We start from the raw sequence: 16,256 nt of genomic DNA on the forward strand, positions 1-16,256 counted from the left end.
ATGAAGAAACCGCCCACCCCGCGATGTCATACTTCCTCTGCGCCAGCGTCGGCGCGGTCCTGAAACCGTCGTCCCCGAGGGGAACCCTGTGCACTTCCTCGCTGTCCTGAGCATGAAGAACCGTGCCCTGATCGCGCTCGTCACGATCGTCGCCGCGGTCTTCGGCGGACTCGCCCTGACCAACCTCAAGCAGGAGCTCGCGCCGTCGATCTCGTTCCCGCAGCTGGTGGTGCTCTCCAGCTACCCCGGCGCGTCGCCGGAGGTCGTGAACAACGACGTCAGCACGCCGGTCGAGGCCGCCATCCAGGGCGTCCCGGACCTCGACAGCACGAGCGCGGTCAGCAGCACCAACCAGTCCATCATCACCGCGAAGTTCACCTACGGGACCGACCTCGCCACGGCCGAGCAGAAGATCGATCAGGCGGTCAACCGGATCAAGTCGACGCTGCCGTCCGGCGTCGAGCCGCAGGTGCTCTCCGGCAGCATCGACGACCTTCCCGTCATCCAGCTCGCGGTCACCGGGAAGTCGGACCAGCGCGCCCTCGGCGACGACATCACGAAGCTCGTCCTCCCCGACGTGAAGGATGTGAAGGGCGTCAACGACGCGCAGCTGGTCGGCGAATTGGGCCGCCGCATCGCCATCACGCCGGACCCGGCGAAGCTCGCCGCGGCCGGCGTCTCATCGTCCGCGATCAAGGATGCGCTGCAGCAGAACGGCGTGCTCATCCCGGGCGGCGACATCACCGAGAACGGGCAGACGCTGTCCGTGCAGTCCGGGACGCAGCTGTCGTCGGTGGAGGACATCGCCGCGCTGCCGCTGATCCGTTCGGCCGGTGCGGCCGGGGCAGGGTCGAGCGGCGCTGCCGCGGTGGGTGCGGGCGGCGCTGCCGGCGCGACGGGCGCCTCCGGTGCTGCGGGAGCGGCCGGAGCGGCGGGCGCCACGGGCGCAGCGGCCGCGGCGGCGTCGGCCACCGCGACCCCGCCGACGATCGGCGACGTCGCCACCGTCGCCGAGACGGACGACCCCACCACCACGCTCTCCCGCGTCGACGGCAAGCCCGCCCTGACGATCGCCGTCACCAAGCTTCCGTCCGCCAACACGGTCGAGGTCTCGCACGCGGTCAACGACCTCATCCCGAGCCTGGAGAAGAAGCTCGGCTCCGGCACGAAGATCACCGTCGTCTTCGACCAGGCGCCGTTCATCACGCAGTCGATCAACTCGCTCACCGAGGAGGGCCTGCTCGGCCTCGCGATGGCGGTCATCGTCATCCTGGTGTTCCTGCTGTCGGTGCGGTCGACGCTCGTCACCGCGATCTCCATCCCCACCAGCGTGCTGATCACCTTCATCGTCATGTGGGCGACCGGCTACACCCTCAACATCATCACGCTGGGTGCTCTGACGATCGCGATCGGACGCGTGGTGGACGACTCCATCGTGGTGATCGAGAACATCAAACGTCAGCTCGTGCCCGGTGCGGACCGGGCGGTGACCATCGTCCGGGCCGTGCGCGAGGTCGCCGGCGCGATCACCGCATCCACGATCACGACGGTCGCCGTCTTCCTCCCGCTCGCGTTCGTGGGGGATGTGACCGGTGAGCTGTTCCGGCCGTTCGCGCTGACCGTCACGATCGCCCTGCTGTCGTCGCTGCTCGTCGCCCTGACGATCGTGCCGGTGCTCGCCTACTGGTTCCTCCGCGCTCCGAAGGCGCACAAGCACGAGGGCGGTCAGGACGTCGAGGCCGCCGGCCTGTCGGTGGAGGAGGCGGCCGCGTCCGGGGTCGACGAGCTCGAGCATCCCTCGCGGTTGCAGGCCGGCTACCTGCCCATCATCCGGTGGACGCTGAAGCACTCGGGACTGACCATCATCGCTGCGGTGGTCGTGCTGGTGCTGACGTTCCTGTCCGTGCCGTTCCTGAAGACGAACTTCCTCGGGTCGAGCGGCCAGAACTCCCTCACCGTCACGCAGACCCTCGAACCAGGGGCCAGCCTCCAGGCCAAGGACGACGCGGCGAAGGTCGTCGAGAAGAAGCTGCTCGACACCACGGGCGTGAAGACGGTCCAGGTCTCCATCGGCTCCAGCGGCTCCTCGCTGCGCGATGCCTTCACCGGCGGCGGAGGCGGGACGACCTTCTCGATCACGACCGACCCGGATGCCGATCAGGAGAAGCTGCAGAACACCATCGAGGACGAGCTGGCCGCCATCAAGGACCAGGGCGAGATCACCCTCTCGGCGTCGAGCGGCTTCGGCGGATCGACCGACATCCAGGTGGACATCTCGGCCAGCAGCAACGCCGACCTGCAGAAGGCGACGGATGCGGTGGTCGCCCAGCTGCGGAAGAAGTCGTCGCTGAAGCAGGTGACCGACAACCTCAGCGCCTCCCTGCCCTACGTCTCGGTGGATGTCGACCGTTCCAAGGCCGCGGCCGCAGGACTCAGCGAGGTGGCCGTCGGCACGATCGTCTCGCAGGCGGTCCAGCCGACGCAGGCGGGATCCGTCGCGATCGACGACACCACCCTGAAGATCTACCTGCAGAGCGACAACCCGCCGACCACCGTCGCCGGGCTCGCGCAGCTGTCCATCCCGACGGCGGCCGGTGTCGTGCCGCTCGACACGCTCGCCAGCGTGAAGGAGGTCAAGGGCCCGGCGACGGTCACCACCCAGCGCGGACTCCGGACCGCATCGGTGACGGCGACGCCGGCCACGGACAACCTGACCACGGCGAACGCCGACGTGACCGCCGCGCTGAAGGCCGCGAAGCTCCCCACCGGGGCGAGCGCGAAGATCGGCGGTGTCTCGTCGAGTCAGTCCGACGCGTTCCAGCAGCTGGGCCTCGCGCTCCTCGCGGCGATCCTCATCGTGTACATCGTCATGGTGGCGACGTTCCGCTCGCTGCGGCAGCCGCTGCTGCTGCTCGTGTCGGTGCCGTTCGCGGCGACGGGCGCCATCCTGCTGCAGCTGGCCTCGGGCATCCCGCTCGGCGTCGCGTCGCTGATCGGTCTGCTGATGCTCGTCGGCATCGTCGTCACCAACGCGATCGTGCTCATCGATCTGGTGAACCAGTACCGACGGCGCGGTCTCGCGGTGGCGGACGCCGTGGCACATGGCGCGTCGCGACGACTCCGGCCCATCCTGATGACGGCGCTGGCCACGATCGCGGCCCTGACCCCGATGGCGATCGGACTCACCGGGCACGGCGGGTTCATCTCGCAGCCGCTCGCGATCGTCGTCATCGGCGGACTGATCTCGTCCACCGTGCTGACGCTGGTCGTGCTGCCGACCCTCTACAACCTGGTCGAGGGGCGGCGCGAGCGGAAGGCGGCGCGGAAGGCGGCGAAGGCCGCGGCCGGTGGCGGCCCGGGCGACGGCGAGGGTGGTGAGGGCGGCGGTGGCGCGCCTGTGACTCCCGCGCCCGCCGGGCCGGATCGCTCCGGCGGCACCGATGCGTCCTCCGCCCCGCAGCCGCCTGTCTTCACCCGGCCGGCCGGGGGCTCGCAGGTCTGACCGCCGCTCGCGTCCGGCACGCGCGTCTGGGGTCCCCGTCCGGGATCCCAGACGGGGATGCCTGAGGCGGCCACGGCATCCGTGTCGGTCGTCGCTAGGGTCGCGGGTATGAGCGCACTCGGACTCTCCGTCGACCCGCTGTGGCCGCGCGCCGGCGACTGGCCTCCGCTCGGACCGGACGGTGCGGACCTGACGCTGATCGGCATCCCGACGCAGGAGACCTCGCTTTCTGCGACCGGCGCCGGCGCGACCCCCGCGGCCGTGCGCGACGCCCTGCGCCGCTACTCGACGTTCGCGCCGGGCACGCCGGTCGAGGGGCTCCGGTTCGCGGACGCGGGCGATGTGCCCTCTCCCGACGGCCCGGAGGGACGCGCGCGCGCCACAGCGGCGATGGCGGAGGCGGCGGCCCGGTCGCGGCTGACGGTCGCGGTCGGCGGAGACAACGCGCTGACCGTTCCGGCCGCGCTCGGGTCCGTCGGTGGCGACCTCGGCCGGGCGGGACTCATCACGCTCGATGCCCATCACGACCTGCGGGACGGCACCTCGAACGGCTCCCCGGTCCGGGAGCTCATCGAGGCCGGGCTGGACGGCCGGCGGATCGTGCAGATCGGCATCGCCGACTTCGCCAACTCGGCCGCGTACGCCCGCCGCGCCGCGGACTACGGCATCACCGTGATCCTGCGCGACGAGCTGCACACCCGCCCGCTGGACGACATCATGGCGGAGGCGCTGGAGATCGCCGGGGCCGCCGGAGGTCCGATCCACGTCGATCTGGACGTGGACGTCTGCGACCGCTCGGTGGCGCCGGGGTGCCCGGCGTCCGTTCCCGGGGGACTCTCGGCGTGGGAGCTGCGTCGCTTCGCGCGGCTGGCCGCCGCATCCCCGCTGGTCCGCTCGCTCGACATCGCCGAGGTGGATGCGACCGCCGACGCCCCCGACCAGCGCACCGTCCGTCTCGCCGCGCTCCTCGTCCTCGAGGCCGCCGCCGGCCTCGCCGCTCGCTGACCCCACCGCCCCACCGTCGAGTCCGCAAACTTTGGACGCCGGCGCGGCGTGTCGTGTGCAAAGATTGCGGACTCGACGGTGGGGGCGGGAGTCAGAGGCGGAGGGTGCACTCGATGAGCGGGACGCCGGGGCGGTAGGCGAGGTGGATGTGGCTGGGGGCACGGAGGACCGCGAGGTCGGCGCGCGCGCCGGGCCGGAGGTGGCCGACGTCGTCACGGCGGAGCGCTGCGGCCCCGCCCAGTGTCGCCGCCCGCAGCGCCTCGGCTGGAGTCAGACCCAGCTCGCGCACGGCGAGGGCGATGCAGAACGGCATCGATGACGTGAACGACGATCCCGGGTTGCAGTCGCTGGCCAGCGCGACGGTCGCTCCGGCGTCGAGCAGCCGACGTCCGGACGGGTAGGGATGCCGCGTCGAGAACTCGACGCCCGGCAGCAGCGTCGCGACGGTCCGGGAGGCGGCCAGCCGCTCCACGTCCTCGTCGGTGAGGTAGGTGCAGTGGTCGACGCTCGCCGCATCCAGCTCCACCGCGAGGGCGACGCCGCCTCCGGGGCCCAGCTGCGCTGCGTGCACGCGGACGCCCAGCCCACGCTCCGCTCCCGCCCGCAGAATGCGCTCCGACTGCTCGACGCTGAACGCTCCGGTCTCGCAGAACACGTCGATCCAGCGGGCGTGCGGTGCGCAGGCATCGAGCATGGGACCGGTGACGAGATCCACGTACGCGTCGGCGTCGTCGGCGTACTCCGCCGGCACGACGTGCGCACCCAGGAACGTGGTCTCGTCGGTCACCTCGCGCGCGAGGCGGAGCAGCCGCTCCTCGTCGGCGACGGTCAGGCCGTAGCCGCTCTTCACCTCGAATGTCGTCGTGCCCTGCGCGTGCAGCTCCGCCACGAGCCAGGCCAGTCGCGTCCGCAACGCATCCTCGGTCGCCTCCCTGGTCGCCGCCACGGTAGACCGTATGCCGCCGGCGGTATACGGCCGCCCGGCCATGCGCGCCTCGAACTCGTGCGCCCGGTCACCCGCGAACACGAGGTGCGTGTGCGCGTCCACGAACCCCGGGATCACGGCAGCACCCGCGACGTCGACCACCGCGTCCGCATCCGATCGGGGCGCCGCAGAGGACGCACCCGTCCACGCGATCCGGCCGTCGACGGCGAGGACGGCCGCGTCCCGGACCAGGCCGAGAGGACCGGGGTGCGCCGGGTCGAACGTCGTCAGCTCGCCGATGCTGGTGACCAGCGTCGCGGTCATCGGCCCGGCGCCGCCTGCTCGGCCGCACCCTCGCGCATCGGGATGCGCAACCCGCGCTCCTCCGCGACCTCGACGGCGCGCTCGTAGCCAGCGTCCACGTGCCGCATGACGCCCGTCCCCGGATCGTTCGTCAAGACCCGCTCGATCTTCTCCGCGGCGAGCGGTGTCCCGTCGGCGACGACGACCTGACCGGCGTGGATGCTGCGGCCGATCCCCACGCCGCCGCCGTGGTGGATCGACACCCAGGTCGCACCGGACGCCGTGTTCAGCAGGGCGTTGAGGAGGGGCCAGTCCGCGATGGCGTCCGATCCGTCCGCCATCGACTCGGTCTCCCGGTACGGGGAGGCGACCGAGCCGGAGTCGAGGTGGTCGCGCCCGATCACGACCGGGGCGGACAGCTCGCCCGACGCCACCATCTCGTTGAACCGGAGTCCGGCCAGGTGGCGCTCCTTGTATCCCAGCCAGCAGATCCGCGCGGGGAGCCCTTCAAAATGCACCTTCTCTCCCGCCTGGGTGATCCAGCGGCGCAGGTGCTCGTCGTCGGGGAACAGGTCGAGCACGGCACGGTCGGTGGCGGCGATGTCGGCCGGGTCGCCGGAGAGCGCCGCCCAGCGGAACGGGCCCTTGCCCTCGGCGAAGAGCGGGCGGATGTACGCAGGCACGAACCCGGGGAAGTCGAACGCCCGGTCGTAGCCGCCCAGCTGCGCCTCCGTACGGATCGAGTTGCCGTAGTCGAAGACCTCGGAGCCGGCGTCCTGGAAGCCGACCATCGCCTCCACCTGCGCGGCCATCGAACGGCGCGCGTCGTCGGTGAAGCGTTCGGGATCGGAGGCGGCGCGCTCGTGCCACTCGTCGACGGTGTAGCCGATCGGGAGGTAGCTGAGCGGGTCGTGGGCGCTGGTCTGGTCGGTCACGATGTCGATCGGCACGCCACGGCGGAGCAGCTCGGGGAAGACCTCTGCGGCATTGCCGACCACCCCGACGGAGAGCGCCCGGTGCTCGTCCTTCGCGGCCAGCGCCTGCGCGACCGCGTCATCGAGGTCGTCCGCGAGCACGTCGAGGTAGCCGTGGTCGACGCGGCGCTGAAGACGGGTCTTGTCGACATCCACGATGAGCACGGCGCCGCCGTTCATGGTGACGGCGAGCGGCTGCGCGCCGCCCATCCCGCCGCATCCGCCGGTCAGGGTGAGCGTTCCGGCCAGCGAGCCGCCGAAGCGCTTCCGGGCCACCGCGCCGAAGGTCTCGTATGTGCCCTGCAGGATGCCCTGCGAGCCGATGTAGATCCACGAGCCGGCGGTCATCTGGCCGTACATGGTCAGGCCGAGCGCCTCCAGCCGGCGGAACTCGGGCCACGTCGCCCAGTCTCCGACGAGGTTCGAGTTGGCGATGAGGACGCGCGGAGCCCACTCGTGCGTACGGAACACGCCGACCGGCTTCCCGGACTGCACCAGCAGCGTCTCGTCGGCCTCGAGGTCGCGGAGGGTGCGGACGATCGCGTCGAACGCCTCCCAGCTGCGGGCGGCGCGCCCGGTGCCGCCGTAGACGACCAGGTCGTCCGGACGCTCGGCGACCTCCGGGTCGAGGTTGTTCATCAGCATCCGCAGCGGCGCCTCGGTCTGCCAGCTCTTCGCGCTGAGCTCTGCTCCGCGCGCCGCGCGCACCGGTCGGGCTCCATCCATGGTTCTCGTTCCTTTCGTTGCCCCGTCGAGTCCGCAAAGACTGACGGTTTCGGCGCTGATTTCGTGCAGTTTGTGCGTACTCGACGGTGGGGGTTACGGGAGGTGGGCGGCGGCGCGGAGGGCGCCGGAGGTCACGAGGGCGTAGGCGGCCTCGATCTCGGGGGAGAGGTGGCGGTCGGGGCCGGGACCGGGGACGGCGGTCCGCAGCGCGGCGATCACTGCTCCCGTCGCGGGGCCGGGCTGCAGCGGAGCGCGCAGGTCGGCTCCGCGCGCGGCGGTCATCACCTCGATGGCGATCACGCGCGCGAGCCCGTCGATGGCCCGCCGCAGCTTGCGAGCGGCCGCCCAGCCCATCGACACGTGGTCCTCCTGCATGGCCGACGAGGGGATGCTGTCCACCGATGCGGGTGCGGCCAGCCGCTTCAGCTCGGAGACGATGCCCGCGGCCGTGTACTGCGCGATCATCAGACCGGAGTCGACGCCGACCTCGTGGGCCAGGAACGGCGGGAGGCCCTGGTTGCGCGCCGGGTCGAGGAAGCGGTCGGTACGGCGTTCGGACATGCTGGCGACGTCGGCGACGGCAATTGCCAGGAAGTCGAGCACGTACGCGACCGGTGCTCCGTGGAAGTTGCCGTTCGACTCGACCCGCCCGTCGAGCGTGAGCACCGGGTTGTCGACGGCGGACGCCAGCTCGCGTCCGGCGACCAGCTCGGCGTGCGCGACCGTGTCGCGTGCCGCGCCGTGCACCTGCGGCGAGCAGCGGAGCGAGTACGCGTCCTGCACCCGCGTGCACTCCGGCCCCTTGTGGCTCGCGACGATCGGGGAGCCGGCGAGCAGGGCGCGCAGGTTGGCGGCGCTGATCGCCTGGCCGGCCTGCGGCCGCAGCCGCTGCAGGTCGGCGGCGAACACCGCGTCGGTGCCGAGCAGGGCCTCCACGCTCATCGCCGCAGCGATGTCCGCGTCGGTCAGCAGACCGTGGAGGTCGTGGATGGCGAGCGCGAGCATCCCGAGCATCCCGTCGGTGCCGTTGATGAGCGCGAGCCCTTCCTTCTCGGCCAGGACCACCGGCTCGATCCCCGCGGCGGCGAGGGCGTCGGCCGCATCGACCAGCTCGCCGTCGACCCGAACGTGCCCCTCGCCCATCGCGGCCAGCGCGCAGTGCGCGAGCGGCGCGAGGTCGCCGGAGCAGCCGAGCGAGCCGTACTCGTGGACGACGGGCGTGATCCCGGCGTTGAGCAGCGCCGCGTAGGTCTCCACGGTCTGCGGGCGTGCGCCCGTCCGCGCCGTCATCAGCGTGGACAGGCGCAGCAGCATGAGGGCGCGGACCACCTCGCGCTCGACCTCCGGACCGGAGCCTGCCGCATGGGAGCGCACCAGGCTCGCCTGCAGCTGGGCACGGCGATCGGCGGGGATGAACGTTGTCGCGAGCGCGCCGAAGCCGGTCGAGATGCCGTAGTGCGGCTCGGTGTCGTCGGCGAGGGCGTCGACGATGGCGCGGGAGGCGGCGACCCCGGAGAGGGCGTCGCCGTCGAGCTCGACGCGGGCGTCGTGACGGGCGACGGCGACCACGTCGTCGATGGTGAGCGGTCCGGCGCCGACGGTGACTGCGGTCTGGGTCTGGAGCATGGTCCGATCCTCGCCCCGGGCCGGGTATTCGCGCTCCAGCTGTAGGCTGCTCGGTGTCCGGTATCCCAGACATGACGACGACCGCGAGCGGGGGTGGATGCGTGAGCAAGGTCCCCGCCGCGGAAAACACCCTGCGTGTGCTCGCCTACCTCGGAGCCCAGCGCGGTCCGGCCCCGGCCGCCGCCATCGCCGCCGCACTGGGGCTGCCGCGCTCGACGGTCTACCACCTGCTCGCCGTGCTGACCGAGCACGGCTTCGTGCTGCACTTCCCCGAGGCGCGGCGGTACGGACTGGGCGTGGCCGCGTACGAGCTGTCGAGCGCGTTCTCGCGGCAGCAACCGCTCAGCAGGCTCGGCCGGCCCATCGTGGCCGCGCTGGTGGATGCGATCGGCGAGTCCGGTCATGTGGCCGTGCTCCACGGCCGCGACGTCGTCTACATCGTGGAGGAGCGGGCGCCGCGTCGGCCGCGGTTGGTGACGGATGTCGGCGTGCGGCTGCCCGCCCACCTCACGGCGAGCGGGCGGGCGCTGCTGGCGACCCTTCCGCGCGAGCAGTTGCGCGCCCTGTACCCGGACTCCGGCGCGTTCGAGGACCGCACGGGCGCCGGCCCGCACTCCTACGCCGAGCTGCGACGCGTCGTGACCGAGGCACGCGAGCGGGGATACGCGACGGAGGACGGCGACGTCACGCCGGGCTTCGCCTCCGTGGCGGTGTCGGTGCGCGACCACGCCGGCTGGCCCGCTGCGGGCATCGCGGTCACCTTCCCGCGGGAGAACGTCCCGGAGGAGGGATGGGATGCGCTCGCCGCCCGGGTGCGCGAGGCCGCGGCCGAGCTGTCGCGCCGCATCCGCGGCACCTGACGGCCGCTAGCGGGTGGGAACCGCGAGCGATTTGGCGTAGCAGACCGACCACGGATCGTCGACGTAGGCCCCGAAGTTGGGGATGCGCGCGTAGCCCGAGCGCTCGTACAGCGCGATCGCCGCGTGCTGCAGCGGACCGGTCTCCAAGCGCAGCTCGGCGATCTCCGCATCGGCGGCCGCGGCCTCGACCGCGCCGAGGAGGCTGCGCGCGAGCCCCTGACCCCGCGCGTCCTCGTGCACGAACATCCGCTTCAGCTCGGCGCGGGCACCGGCATCGGCCAGGGCGTCGGGCCGGGCGCCGGCGACCAGCGCGGCGATCCCCAGCGCACGCCCGTCGACGCGCGCGACGAAGACCGTGACGCCCGGACGCTCGAGCTCGGACACATCCAGCAGGTGGCAGCTCTCGGCCGGGTACAGCGCGAAGGCGAACTCGTCGCTCAGCCGCAGCAGCTCCTCGACCTCCGGCTGGCGCGCCGGCTCCGGGCGGATCTCGATCGGCATGCGTCGATGCTAGCGGCGGCGTGTGTCGCCGGTGTTTCCGGTGTCCGCAGGGCGGGCCGGCCGGCGACCCGCCCCGGCCGGCGACCCGCCCCAGCGCGGCGATCAGACCCGGCTGGGCGTCCGGTTCTCGGCGCTCACCATCCAGGCGTACTGCTCGAGGCGCTCGATGATCGCGTGGAGGAGGTCCGCGGAGGTCGGGTCCTCCTCGTCCACGTCGTCGTGCACGTCGCGCATGGTGCGGACGACCGCTTCGAGGCGCTCGGTGATCAGGTCGACGGTCTCGGTCGTGTCGACCTCTCCGTTGGGGAACTCGGGGAGGCTGGTCTGCTCCGCCACCGTCGCGCTCCGCCCGTCCGGGGTCGCGTGGAGGGCGCGCAGGCGCTCGGCGATGACATCGCTGAACTCACGCGCCGCTTCGACGATCTCGTCGAGCTGGAGGTGCAGGTCGCGGAAGTTGCGTCCGACCACGTTCCAGTGCGCCTGCTTGCCCTGCAGGTGCAGCTCGATCAGGTCGACGTGCACGCGCTGGAGGTTCCGCGCCAGCTCCGCGGAGGCGACGAAGCCGTGCTCGGCGTGCTCACGGCGGGTCGGGGCGACGCCGACGGCGGCGGTCCGGCGCACGGGCGCTGTCTTCTGGGTGCTCTTCTTCGCGGTGCTCTTGGTGCTCGCGGTGCTCTTGGTGCTCGTCTTGGACTGGCTAACGGCCACGATGGGGTCCCTTCCGTTCGATCGGACGTCCCGGACGGTAGGCCGATGCCGGAGCCTGCGGAAGCGGGTTGACAGGGTCGGAGCACCTTGGCACTCCCTGGGGGAGAGTGCTAAAATCTGTGGTCGAAAAGAGAGTGCAAAGGGCCTCTCACCAGGTGATCCAGAAGAAAGGGGTACATCCAATGGCCATGTCGTTCGATCCTTTCTCCCAGCTGGACCGGATCGCGCAGAGCATCTTCGACACCAGCCGTCAGCCGCGCATCATGCCGGTCGATCTGTTCCGCGAGGGTGAGCGTTACATCCTGAACGCCGACCTCCCCGGCGCCGATCCGGCGTCGGTCGACGTCGACGTCGACGGGCACCTGCTCACCATCCGGGCGGTGCGCAGCGCGGCCGACCGCGACGGCGCCCGCTGGCTCGCCCAGGAGCGCCCGTACGGCGCCTACATGCGGCAGTTCACGATCGGCGACGACGTCGATCCCGACGGCATCACCGCGTCGTACGACAACGGAGTGCTCAGCGTCATCATCCCGGTGGCCGAGCGGGCGAAGCCGCGCAAGATCGCCGTGGAGTCGTCGGGCTCCAGCGAGACGAAGGCGGTGTCGGCCGGCTGATCCGGCCGGTGTCAGCGCCGGAGAGGAGGGCGCGCCGTCACTGCACGGCGCGCCCTCGCGCCGCCCACTCCAGGCGGCGCAGAGCCTCCGCGTTGCGCACGTGGAGGATGGCGTCGGCCAGGGCGTCCGGGATGAGGGTCACCGGCCCCGAGTCCGGGAACTCCTCCATCCGCACGACGCAGCCAACGCCGCGCGGCTTGACGTCGATGATCACGCGCTCGGAGCCGAACGGGCGCGTCTTCGCCTCGAGCACCATCCGTCGCGGCGGATCCCACTCGTCGACGCGCGTCTCGTCGTTGAGCACGAGCGGCCAGACCCCGATGGAGTGGTGGAGGCGCGATCCGACGGCCGGATACCGGCTGTCGGCCGCGCGCAGGCGCGACGCTCCGACGACCCACGTCGGGTACACCCAGGGGTCGGCGAGGACGGCGAAGACCTCGTCGGGCGTGCAGGCCATGCGGCGGACGTTGACAGACATGTTCACTGCTCCGGAAGCTCGTGGGGATGGGCGGGGTCGGGCAGGGCGTCGACGGGCCGTGCGATGGTCTGGCCGGGCCCGGGGGCGAGGTCCGGCATCCGGGTGAAGCCGAACTCGTGCCGCAGGGCGCTGCGCGCGGCGTAGTAGCCGCCGAGGCCGTGGACGCCCGGTCCGGGAGCCGCGGAGGAGGAGGCCAGGTACAGCCCGCGACCCGGCATCCGCCAGGGATCGGCCGACAGGACGGGACGGGCCACCAGCTGGCCGAAGTCCGGCGCGCCCGCGGAGATGTCCCCGCCGATGTAGTTGGGGTCGTGCTGCTCCATCTGCACCGCGTTCTTGGTCGCCGTCCCGAGGATGAGATCGCGGAAGCCCGGAGCGAACTCCTCGATGCGGCGGATGATCGCCTCGGTCTGGTCCTCGGTCGAACCGCGCGGGACGTGCGTGTACGTCCACAGCACGTGCTTCCCCGCGGGCGCCCGCGTCCCGTCGAAGAGCGACGGCTGGGAGACGAGCACGTACGGAGCATCGCTGGTCCGGCCCGACGCGACGGCGTTCTCCGCACGAGCGACCTCGCGACGCGATCCGCCTAGGTGCACGGTGGCCGTCTCGTTCAGCTCCGGGTTCGCCCACGGCACCGGGCCGGAGAGCGCGAAGTCGGCCTTGAAGACGCCGTTGCCGTCGCGGAACCGGGAGATGCGCCGCAGGTAGCTGCCGGGCAGCCGGTCGGCGGCCAGGTCGACCGCGGACTTCACGTGGGTGTCGAAGACGACGATCCGCGAGTCCGGGAGCTCGGCGAGCGACGCGACCGGGGTGTCGGTCACGATCTCGCCACCGTTGGCCACGATGTCGGCGACCATCGCGTCGGCGATCGCCTGGCTGCCGCCGACCGGGAGGGGCCAGCCGCGGGCGTGCGCGTAGGTCGCGAGGGTGAGCCCGGCGGCCGCGCCGGCGACGCTCGGCAGGGGCACGGTCGTATGGGCGAAGACACCCGAGAGCAGAGCGCCGGGCGCCTCGGTCCGGAATGGAAGGTCCCACCACGGCCCGCCCTGGGCGATGGCGGTCAGCCCGAACCGGGCGGCCACGAACGGATGCCGGGGAAGCTGAAGCAACTGCGATCCGGTGAACTGGGCGACGGCGTCCGCGTTGGCGACCAGCGGTCCGAGCAGCGCACGCCAGGCCGGACCGTCGACCCCCAGAGCATCGGCGGTTCGCTCCAGGTCCCGGTACGCCATCGCGACGCGGCCGCCCGCCAGCGGGTTGCCGTACGACGCGGTCGGCACGACGAAGGGCACGCGCTTCTCCAGCCCGAACCGACGGAAGAAGCCGGAGGCGAGAGCGAGGGGATGCACGGCGGAACAGACATCATGGCGGAAGCCGGGGAGCGTCAGCTCCTCCGTGCGCAGGCCGCCGCCCACGGTCGCGTTGCGCTCGTAGACGCGCACGGAGAGGCCGGCGCGGGCGAGCGTCACAGCAGCGGACAGGCCGTTCGGGCCCGACCCGATCACGACGGCGTCGAGGCTGTTCGCGGAGGGCCTTGTCGCGGAGGGGGCTGTCATACCTCCCTGTATACCCCGCCCCTCGACGCGCACGGAGGGCGATCGGCAGCCCGTTCTCAGCATCCATGCACTATCGTTGACAAGTCGGCTCTTGACACTGCGCGATCTGCGCAGATGGGTTTGTAAGTCAAGCGGGCCGGTTCCCTCCCCGATCAGTGGCAGGGATCACACAATCGTGAACGGCCCCGGACACAGTTCGCCCGGGATTCATCCGGTGCGCTGCGGCGTGCCGCCGCGCACTCGACATGAACCCAGGAAGAACATCCATGCCCGGATACAACAACGACCGACGATCGCAGAAGCCGTCCCGCGGCGCTGCGCCCAAGAGCAGCAACCCCAGCCCCAAGCACCGCGGCTACCGCGCCGAGGAGCCCGCCGCGGGCAAGAAGCCCCGCTGGAGCGCCGACGAGCGCGCCGCACGCGGCCGCTCCACGTACGGCACCCGTGACGACAGCGCAGGCCGCGGCCGCGGCGAGCGACCCAACTGGGAGCCCCGCGGCAAGGATGCGCGCCGCACCGAGCGGGTGTGGGAGGAGCGCGCTCCGCGTCAGGACCGTCCCCGCCGCGACGGCGACGACCGCCCGCGCCGCTCCTTCGACGACCGTGCCGACCGTCCGCGCCGTGATTTCGGCGACCGGACCGAGCGTCCGCGTCGTGAGTACGACGACCGTCCGCGTCGGGACTTCGGCGACCGCACGGAGCGCACCGACCGTCCGCGCCGTGATTTCGGCGACCGGACCGACCGTCCGCGTCGCGACTTCGGCGACCGCACGGAGCGTCCGCGTCGTGAGTACGACGACCGTCCACGTCGTGACTTCGGCGACCGGGCCGAGCGTCCGCGTCGTGAGTACGACGACCGTCCGCGTCGCGACTTCGGCGACCGCTCCGACCGTCCGCGTCGCGACTTCGGCGACCGGACCGAGCGTCCGCGTCGTGAGTACGACGACCGTCCGCGTCGCGACTTCGGCGACCGCTCCGACCGCCCGCGTCGTCAGTTCGACGACCGGGCCGAGCGTCCGCGCCGCGATTCGGACTTCTACCCGTCGCGCGACGAGAAGCCGGCCTTCGTGCCGACCGACGACGTCGTTCTCGAGCGCCTCGAGGCGGACGCCATCCAGGCGGAGGACGTCGACGGTGTGACCTTCGGCGACCTGGGCCTCGGCGGCAACATCGTGCGTGCCCTTGCCGAGCTCGGCGCCGACAAGCCGTTCCCGATCCAGGCGGCGACCCTTCCCGACGTGCTCGCAGGCAAGGATGTGCTCGGCCGCGGCCGAACCGGCTCCGGCAAGACCATCGCGTTCGGTGCGCCGCTCGCGGAGCGCCTCATGCAGCTGTGGGCCGAGTCCGGCAAGTCCGGCGGCAAGCGCCAGCTCGGCCGCGCGCCCCGCGCCCTCATCCTGGCGCCGACGCGCGAGCTCGCCCTGCAGATCGACCGCACCGTCCAGCCCATCGCCCGCAGCGTCGGCCTCTTCACCACCCAGATCTACGGCGGCGTGCCGCAGGGTCGTCAGGTGGGTGCGCTGCAGCGCGGCGTCGACATCGTGATCGGCACCCCCGGCCGCATCGAGGACCTGGTCGAGCAGGGACGTCTGGACCTCAGCGAGGTGCAGATCACCGTCCTCGACGAGGCCGACCACATGTGCGACCTCGGCTTCCTCGAGCCGGTCCAGCGCATCCTGCGCCACACGGCCGAGGGTGGCCAGAAGCTGCTCTTCTCGGCGACCCTCGACTCGGGCGTCGCGAAGCTGGTGGACGAGTTCCTCGTCGACCCGGCCGTCCACGAGGTCGCGGGCGAGGACCAGGCGTCCTCGACCATCGACCACCGCGTGCTCGTGATCGAGCACCGCGACAAGGGCGCCATCATCGAGCAGCTGGCCGACCGCGACGGCAAGACCCTGGTCTTCGCCCGCACCCGCGCCTTCGCCGAGATGCTGGCCGACCAGCTGGAGGATGCCGGCATCCCCGCCGTCAGCCTCCACGGCGACCTGAACCAGTCCCGCCGCACCCGCAACCTCGCGCAGCTCACCAGCGGCCGCGTGAACGTTCTGGTCGCGACGGATGTGGCTGCGCGCGGCATCCACGTCGACGACATCGACCTGGTCATCCAGGCCGATGCTCCGGACGAGTACAAGACGTACCTGCACCGCTCCGGCCGCACCGGCCGCGCCGGCAAGCAGGGCACCGTCGTCACCCTCATCCCGAAGCAGCGCCAGCGCCGCATGAACGACCTCCTCGGCCGCGCCGAGATCGAGGCCGAGTTCGTGCCGGCCGCCCCCGGCGACGACGTGCTCCTCACCCTCGGGCAGTAAGCGCGCGGGCTTCCCCCCGCCCACCGTCGACTCCACGAATTCGTGGGGCCGCGGTGGGCGGAGTCCGTTAGGGCGCGAGCCGCCGATTGACGGCGTCGCCGTCCCTGTCACGGTGATACGGACAGCGACGCGTCACGTTCAGACGATGCCTGCGTCTGAATGGGTGAGA

Annotated in this window: 12 protein-coding genes; 5 read left to right on the forward strand and 7 right to left on the reverse strand. The window is 71.9% G+C overall.

Going from position 1 to position 16,256, the window contains the following annotated elements; all coding sequences use genetic code 11:
* Positions 1 to 88 precede the first annotated feature (88 nt).
* Together BLW09_RS02165 and BLW09_RS02170 are read left to right on the forward strand one after the other, a co-directional pair.
* A complete protein-coding gene (locus BLW09_RS02165; RefSeq protein ID WP_089907853.1) occupies positions 89 to 3,502 on the forward strand; it encodes an efflux RND transporter permease subunit in 3,414 nt (1,137 codons plus the stop codon).
* A gap of 108 nt (positions 3,503 to 3,610) precedes the next feature.
* Positions 3,611 to 4,507, forward strand: coding sequence for an arginase family protein (locus BLW09_RS02170; RefSeq protein ID WP_089907856.1), 897 nt, complete (start codon positions 3,611 to 3,613; stop codon positions 4,505 to 4,507).
* A 91-nt stretch (positions 4,508 to 4,598) separates the two neighbouring features.
* On the opposite strand, the gene hutI is transcribed toward BLW09_RS02170, so the two are convergent.
* The 3 genes from hutI to hutH all read right to left on the reverse strand — a co-directional run bounded on the left by hutI (position 4,599) and on the right by hutH (position 9,061).
* Positions 4,599 to 5,756 carry an imidazolonepropionase gene (hutI, locus tag BLW09_RS02175; protein ID WP_089907858.1) on the reverse strand — a complete coding sequence of 386 codons (1,158 nt, stop codon included), beginning with the start codon at positions 5,754 to 5,756 and terminating at the stop codon, positions 4,599 to 4,601.
* Positions 5,753 to 7,435: a urocanate hydratase gene (hutU, locus tag BLW09_RS02180; RefSeq protein WP_089907861.1), complete on the reverse strand. Its 1,683-nt coding sequence runs from the start codon at positions 7,433 to 7,435 to the stop codon at positions 5,753 to 5,755. The genes hutI and hutU overlap by 4 nt, the downstream gene beginning before the upstream one ends.
* A gap of 93 nt (positions 7,436 to 7,528) precedes the next feature.
* On the reverse strand, positions 7,529 to 9,061 hold the full coding sequence (gene hutH, locus BLW09_RS02185; protein ID WP_089907864.1) for a histidine ammonia-lyase: 1,533 nt from the start codon (positions 9,059 to 9,061) through the stop codon (positions 7,529 to 7,531).
* Between the two features lie 101 nt (positions 9,062 to 9,162).
* Between hutH and BLW09_RS02190 the strand changes: the two genes are divergently transcribed.
* Complete coding sequence (locus BLW09_RS02190) at positions 9,163 to 9,921, forward strand: IclR family transcriptional regulator (protein ID WP_089907867.1); 759 nt, start codon at positions 9,163 to 9,165, stop codon at positions 9,919 to 9,921.
* Positions 9,922 to 9,927: 6 nt separating this feature from the next.
* On the opposite strand, the gene BLW09_RS02195 is transcribed toward BLW09_RS02190, so the two are convergent.
* Both BLW09_RS02195 and BLW09_RS02200 read right to left on the reverse strand, forming a co-directional pair.
* Complete coding sequence (locus BLW09_RS02195) at positions 9,928 to 10,422, reverse strand: GNAT family N-acetyltransferase (protein WP_089907870.1); 495 nt, start codon at positions 10,420 to 10,422, stop codon at positions 9,928 to 9,930.
* A gap of 102 nt (positions 10,423 to 10,524) precedes the next feature.
* Entirely contained in the window at positions 10,525 to 11,130 is a 606-nt protein-coding gene (locus tag BLW09_RS02200) for a Dps family protein (RefSeq protein ID WP_089907873.1), read from the reverse strand.
* Between the two features lie 182 nt (positions 11,131 to 11,312).
* Between BLW09_RS02200 and BLW09_RS02205 the strand changes: the two genes are divergently transcribed.
* Complete coding sequence (locus tag BLW09_RS02205) at positions 11,313 to 11,744, forward strand: Hsp20/alpha crystallin family protein (RefSeq protein WP_018192313.1); 432 nt, start codon at positions 11,313 to 11,315, stop codon at positions 11,742 to 11,744.
* 37 nt (positions 11,745 to 11,781) lie between these two features.
* On the opposite strand, the gene BLW09_RS02210 is transcribed toward BLW09_RS02205, so the two are convergent.
* Together BLW09_RS02210 and BLW09_RS02215 are read right to left on the reverse strand one after the other, a co-directional pair.
* On the reverse strand, positions 11,782 to 12,222 hold the full coding sequence (locus tag BLW09_RS02210) for an SRPBCC family protein (protein ID WP_231946998.1): 441 nt from the start codon (positions 12,220 to 12,222) through the stop codon (positions 11,782 to 11,784).
* 2 nt (positions 12,223 to 12,224) lie between these two features.
* A complete protein-coding gene (locus tag BLW09_RS02215; RefSeq protein WP_089907879.1) occupies positions 12,225 to 13,778 on the reverse strand; it encodes a phytoene desaturase family protein in 1,554 nt (517 codons plus the stop codon).
* Between the two features lie 266 nt (positions 13,779 to 14,044).
* Here BLW09_RS02215 and BLW09_RS02220 point away from each other — a divergent pair, with 266 nt between their 5' ends.
* The gene (locus BLW09_RS02220) at positions 14,045 to 16,087 is read left to right on the forward strand and encodes a DEAD/DEAH box helicase (protein WP_089907882.1); all 2,043 of its coding nucleotides are present in this window, start codon (positions 14,045 to 14,047) and stop codon (positions 16,085 to 16,087) included.
* Positions 16,088 to 16,256 lie beyond the last annotated feature (169 nt).

It is taken from the genome of Leifsonia sp. 21MFCrub1.1 (genome assembly GCF_900107895.1).
Taxonomy (GTDB): Bacteria; Actinomycetota; Actinomycetes; order Actinomycetales; family Microbacteriaceae; genus Leifsonia; species Leifsonia soli.

What these genes read in the sequence shown, in the direction of transcription:
- hutU (WP_089907861.1), bottom strand. Translation starts at nt 7,435, where the DNA reads ATGGATGGAGCCCGACCGGTGCGCGCGGCGCGCGGAGCAGAGCTCAGC.
- BLW09_RS02170 (WP_089907856.1), top strand. Translation starts at nt 3,611, where the DNA reads ATGAGCGCACTCGGACTCTCCGTCGACCCGCTGTGGCCGCGCGCCGGC.
- BLW09_RS02220 (WP_089907882.1), top strand. Translation starts at nt 14,045, where the DNA reads ATGCCCGGATACAACAACGACCGACGATCGCAGAAGCCGTCCCGCGGC.
- hutI (WP_089907858.1), bottom strand. Translation starts at nt 5,756, where the DNA reads ATGACCGCGACGCTGGTCACCAGCATCGGCGAGCTGACGACGTTCGAC.
- BLW09_RS02210 (WP_231946998.1), bottom strand. Translation starts at nt 12,222, where the DNA reads ATGTCTGTCAACGTCCGCCGCATGGCCTGCACGCCCGACGAGGTCTTC.
- hutH (WP_089907864.1), bottom strand. Translation starts at nt 9,061, where the DNA reads ATGCTCCAGACCCAGACCGCAGTCACCGTCGGCGCCGGACCGCTCACC.
- BLW09_RS02215 (WP_089907879.1), bottom strand. Translation starts at nt 13,778, where the DNA reads ATGACAGCCCCCTCCGCGACAAGGCCCTCCGCGAACAGCCTCGACGCC.
- BLW09_RS02205 (WP_018192313.1), top strand. Translation starts at nt 11,313, where the DNA reads ATGGCCATGTCGTTCGATCCTTTCTCCCAGCTGGACCGGATCGCGCAG.
- BLW09_RS02195 (WP_089907870.1), bottom strand. Translation starts at nt 10,422, where the DNA reads ATGCCGATCGAGATCCGCCCGGAGCCGGCGCGCCAGCCGGAGGTCGAG.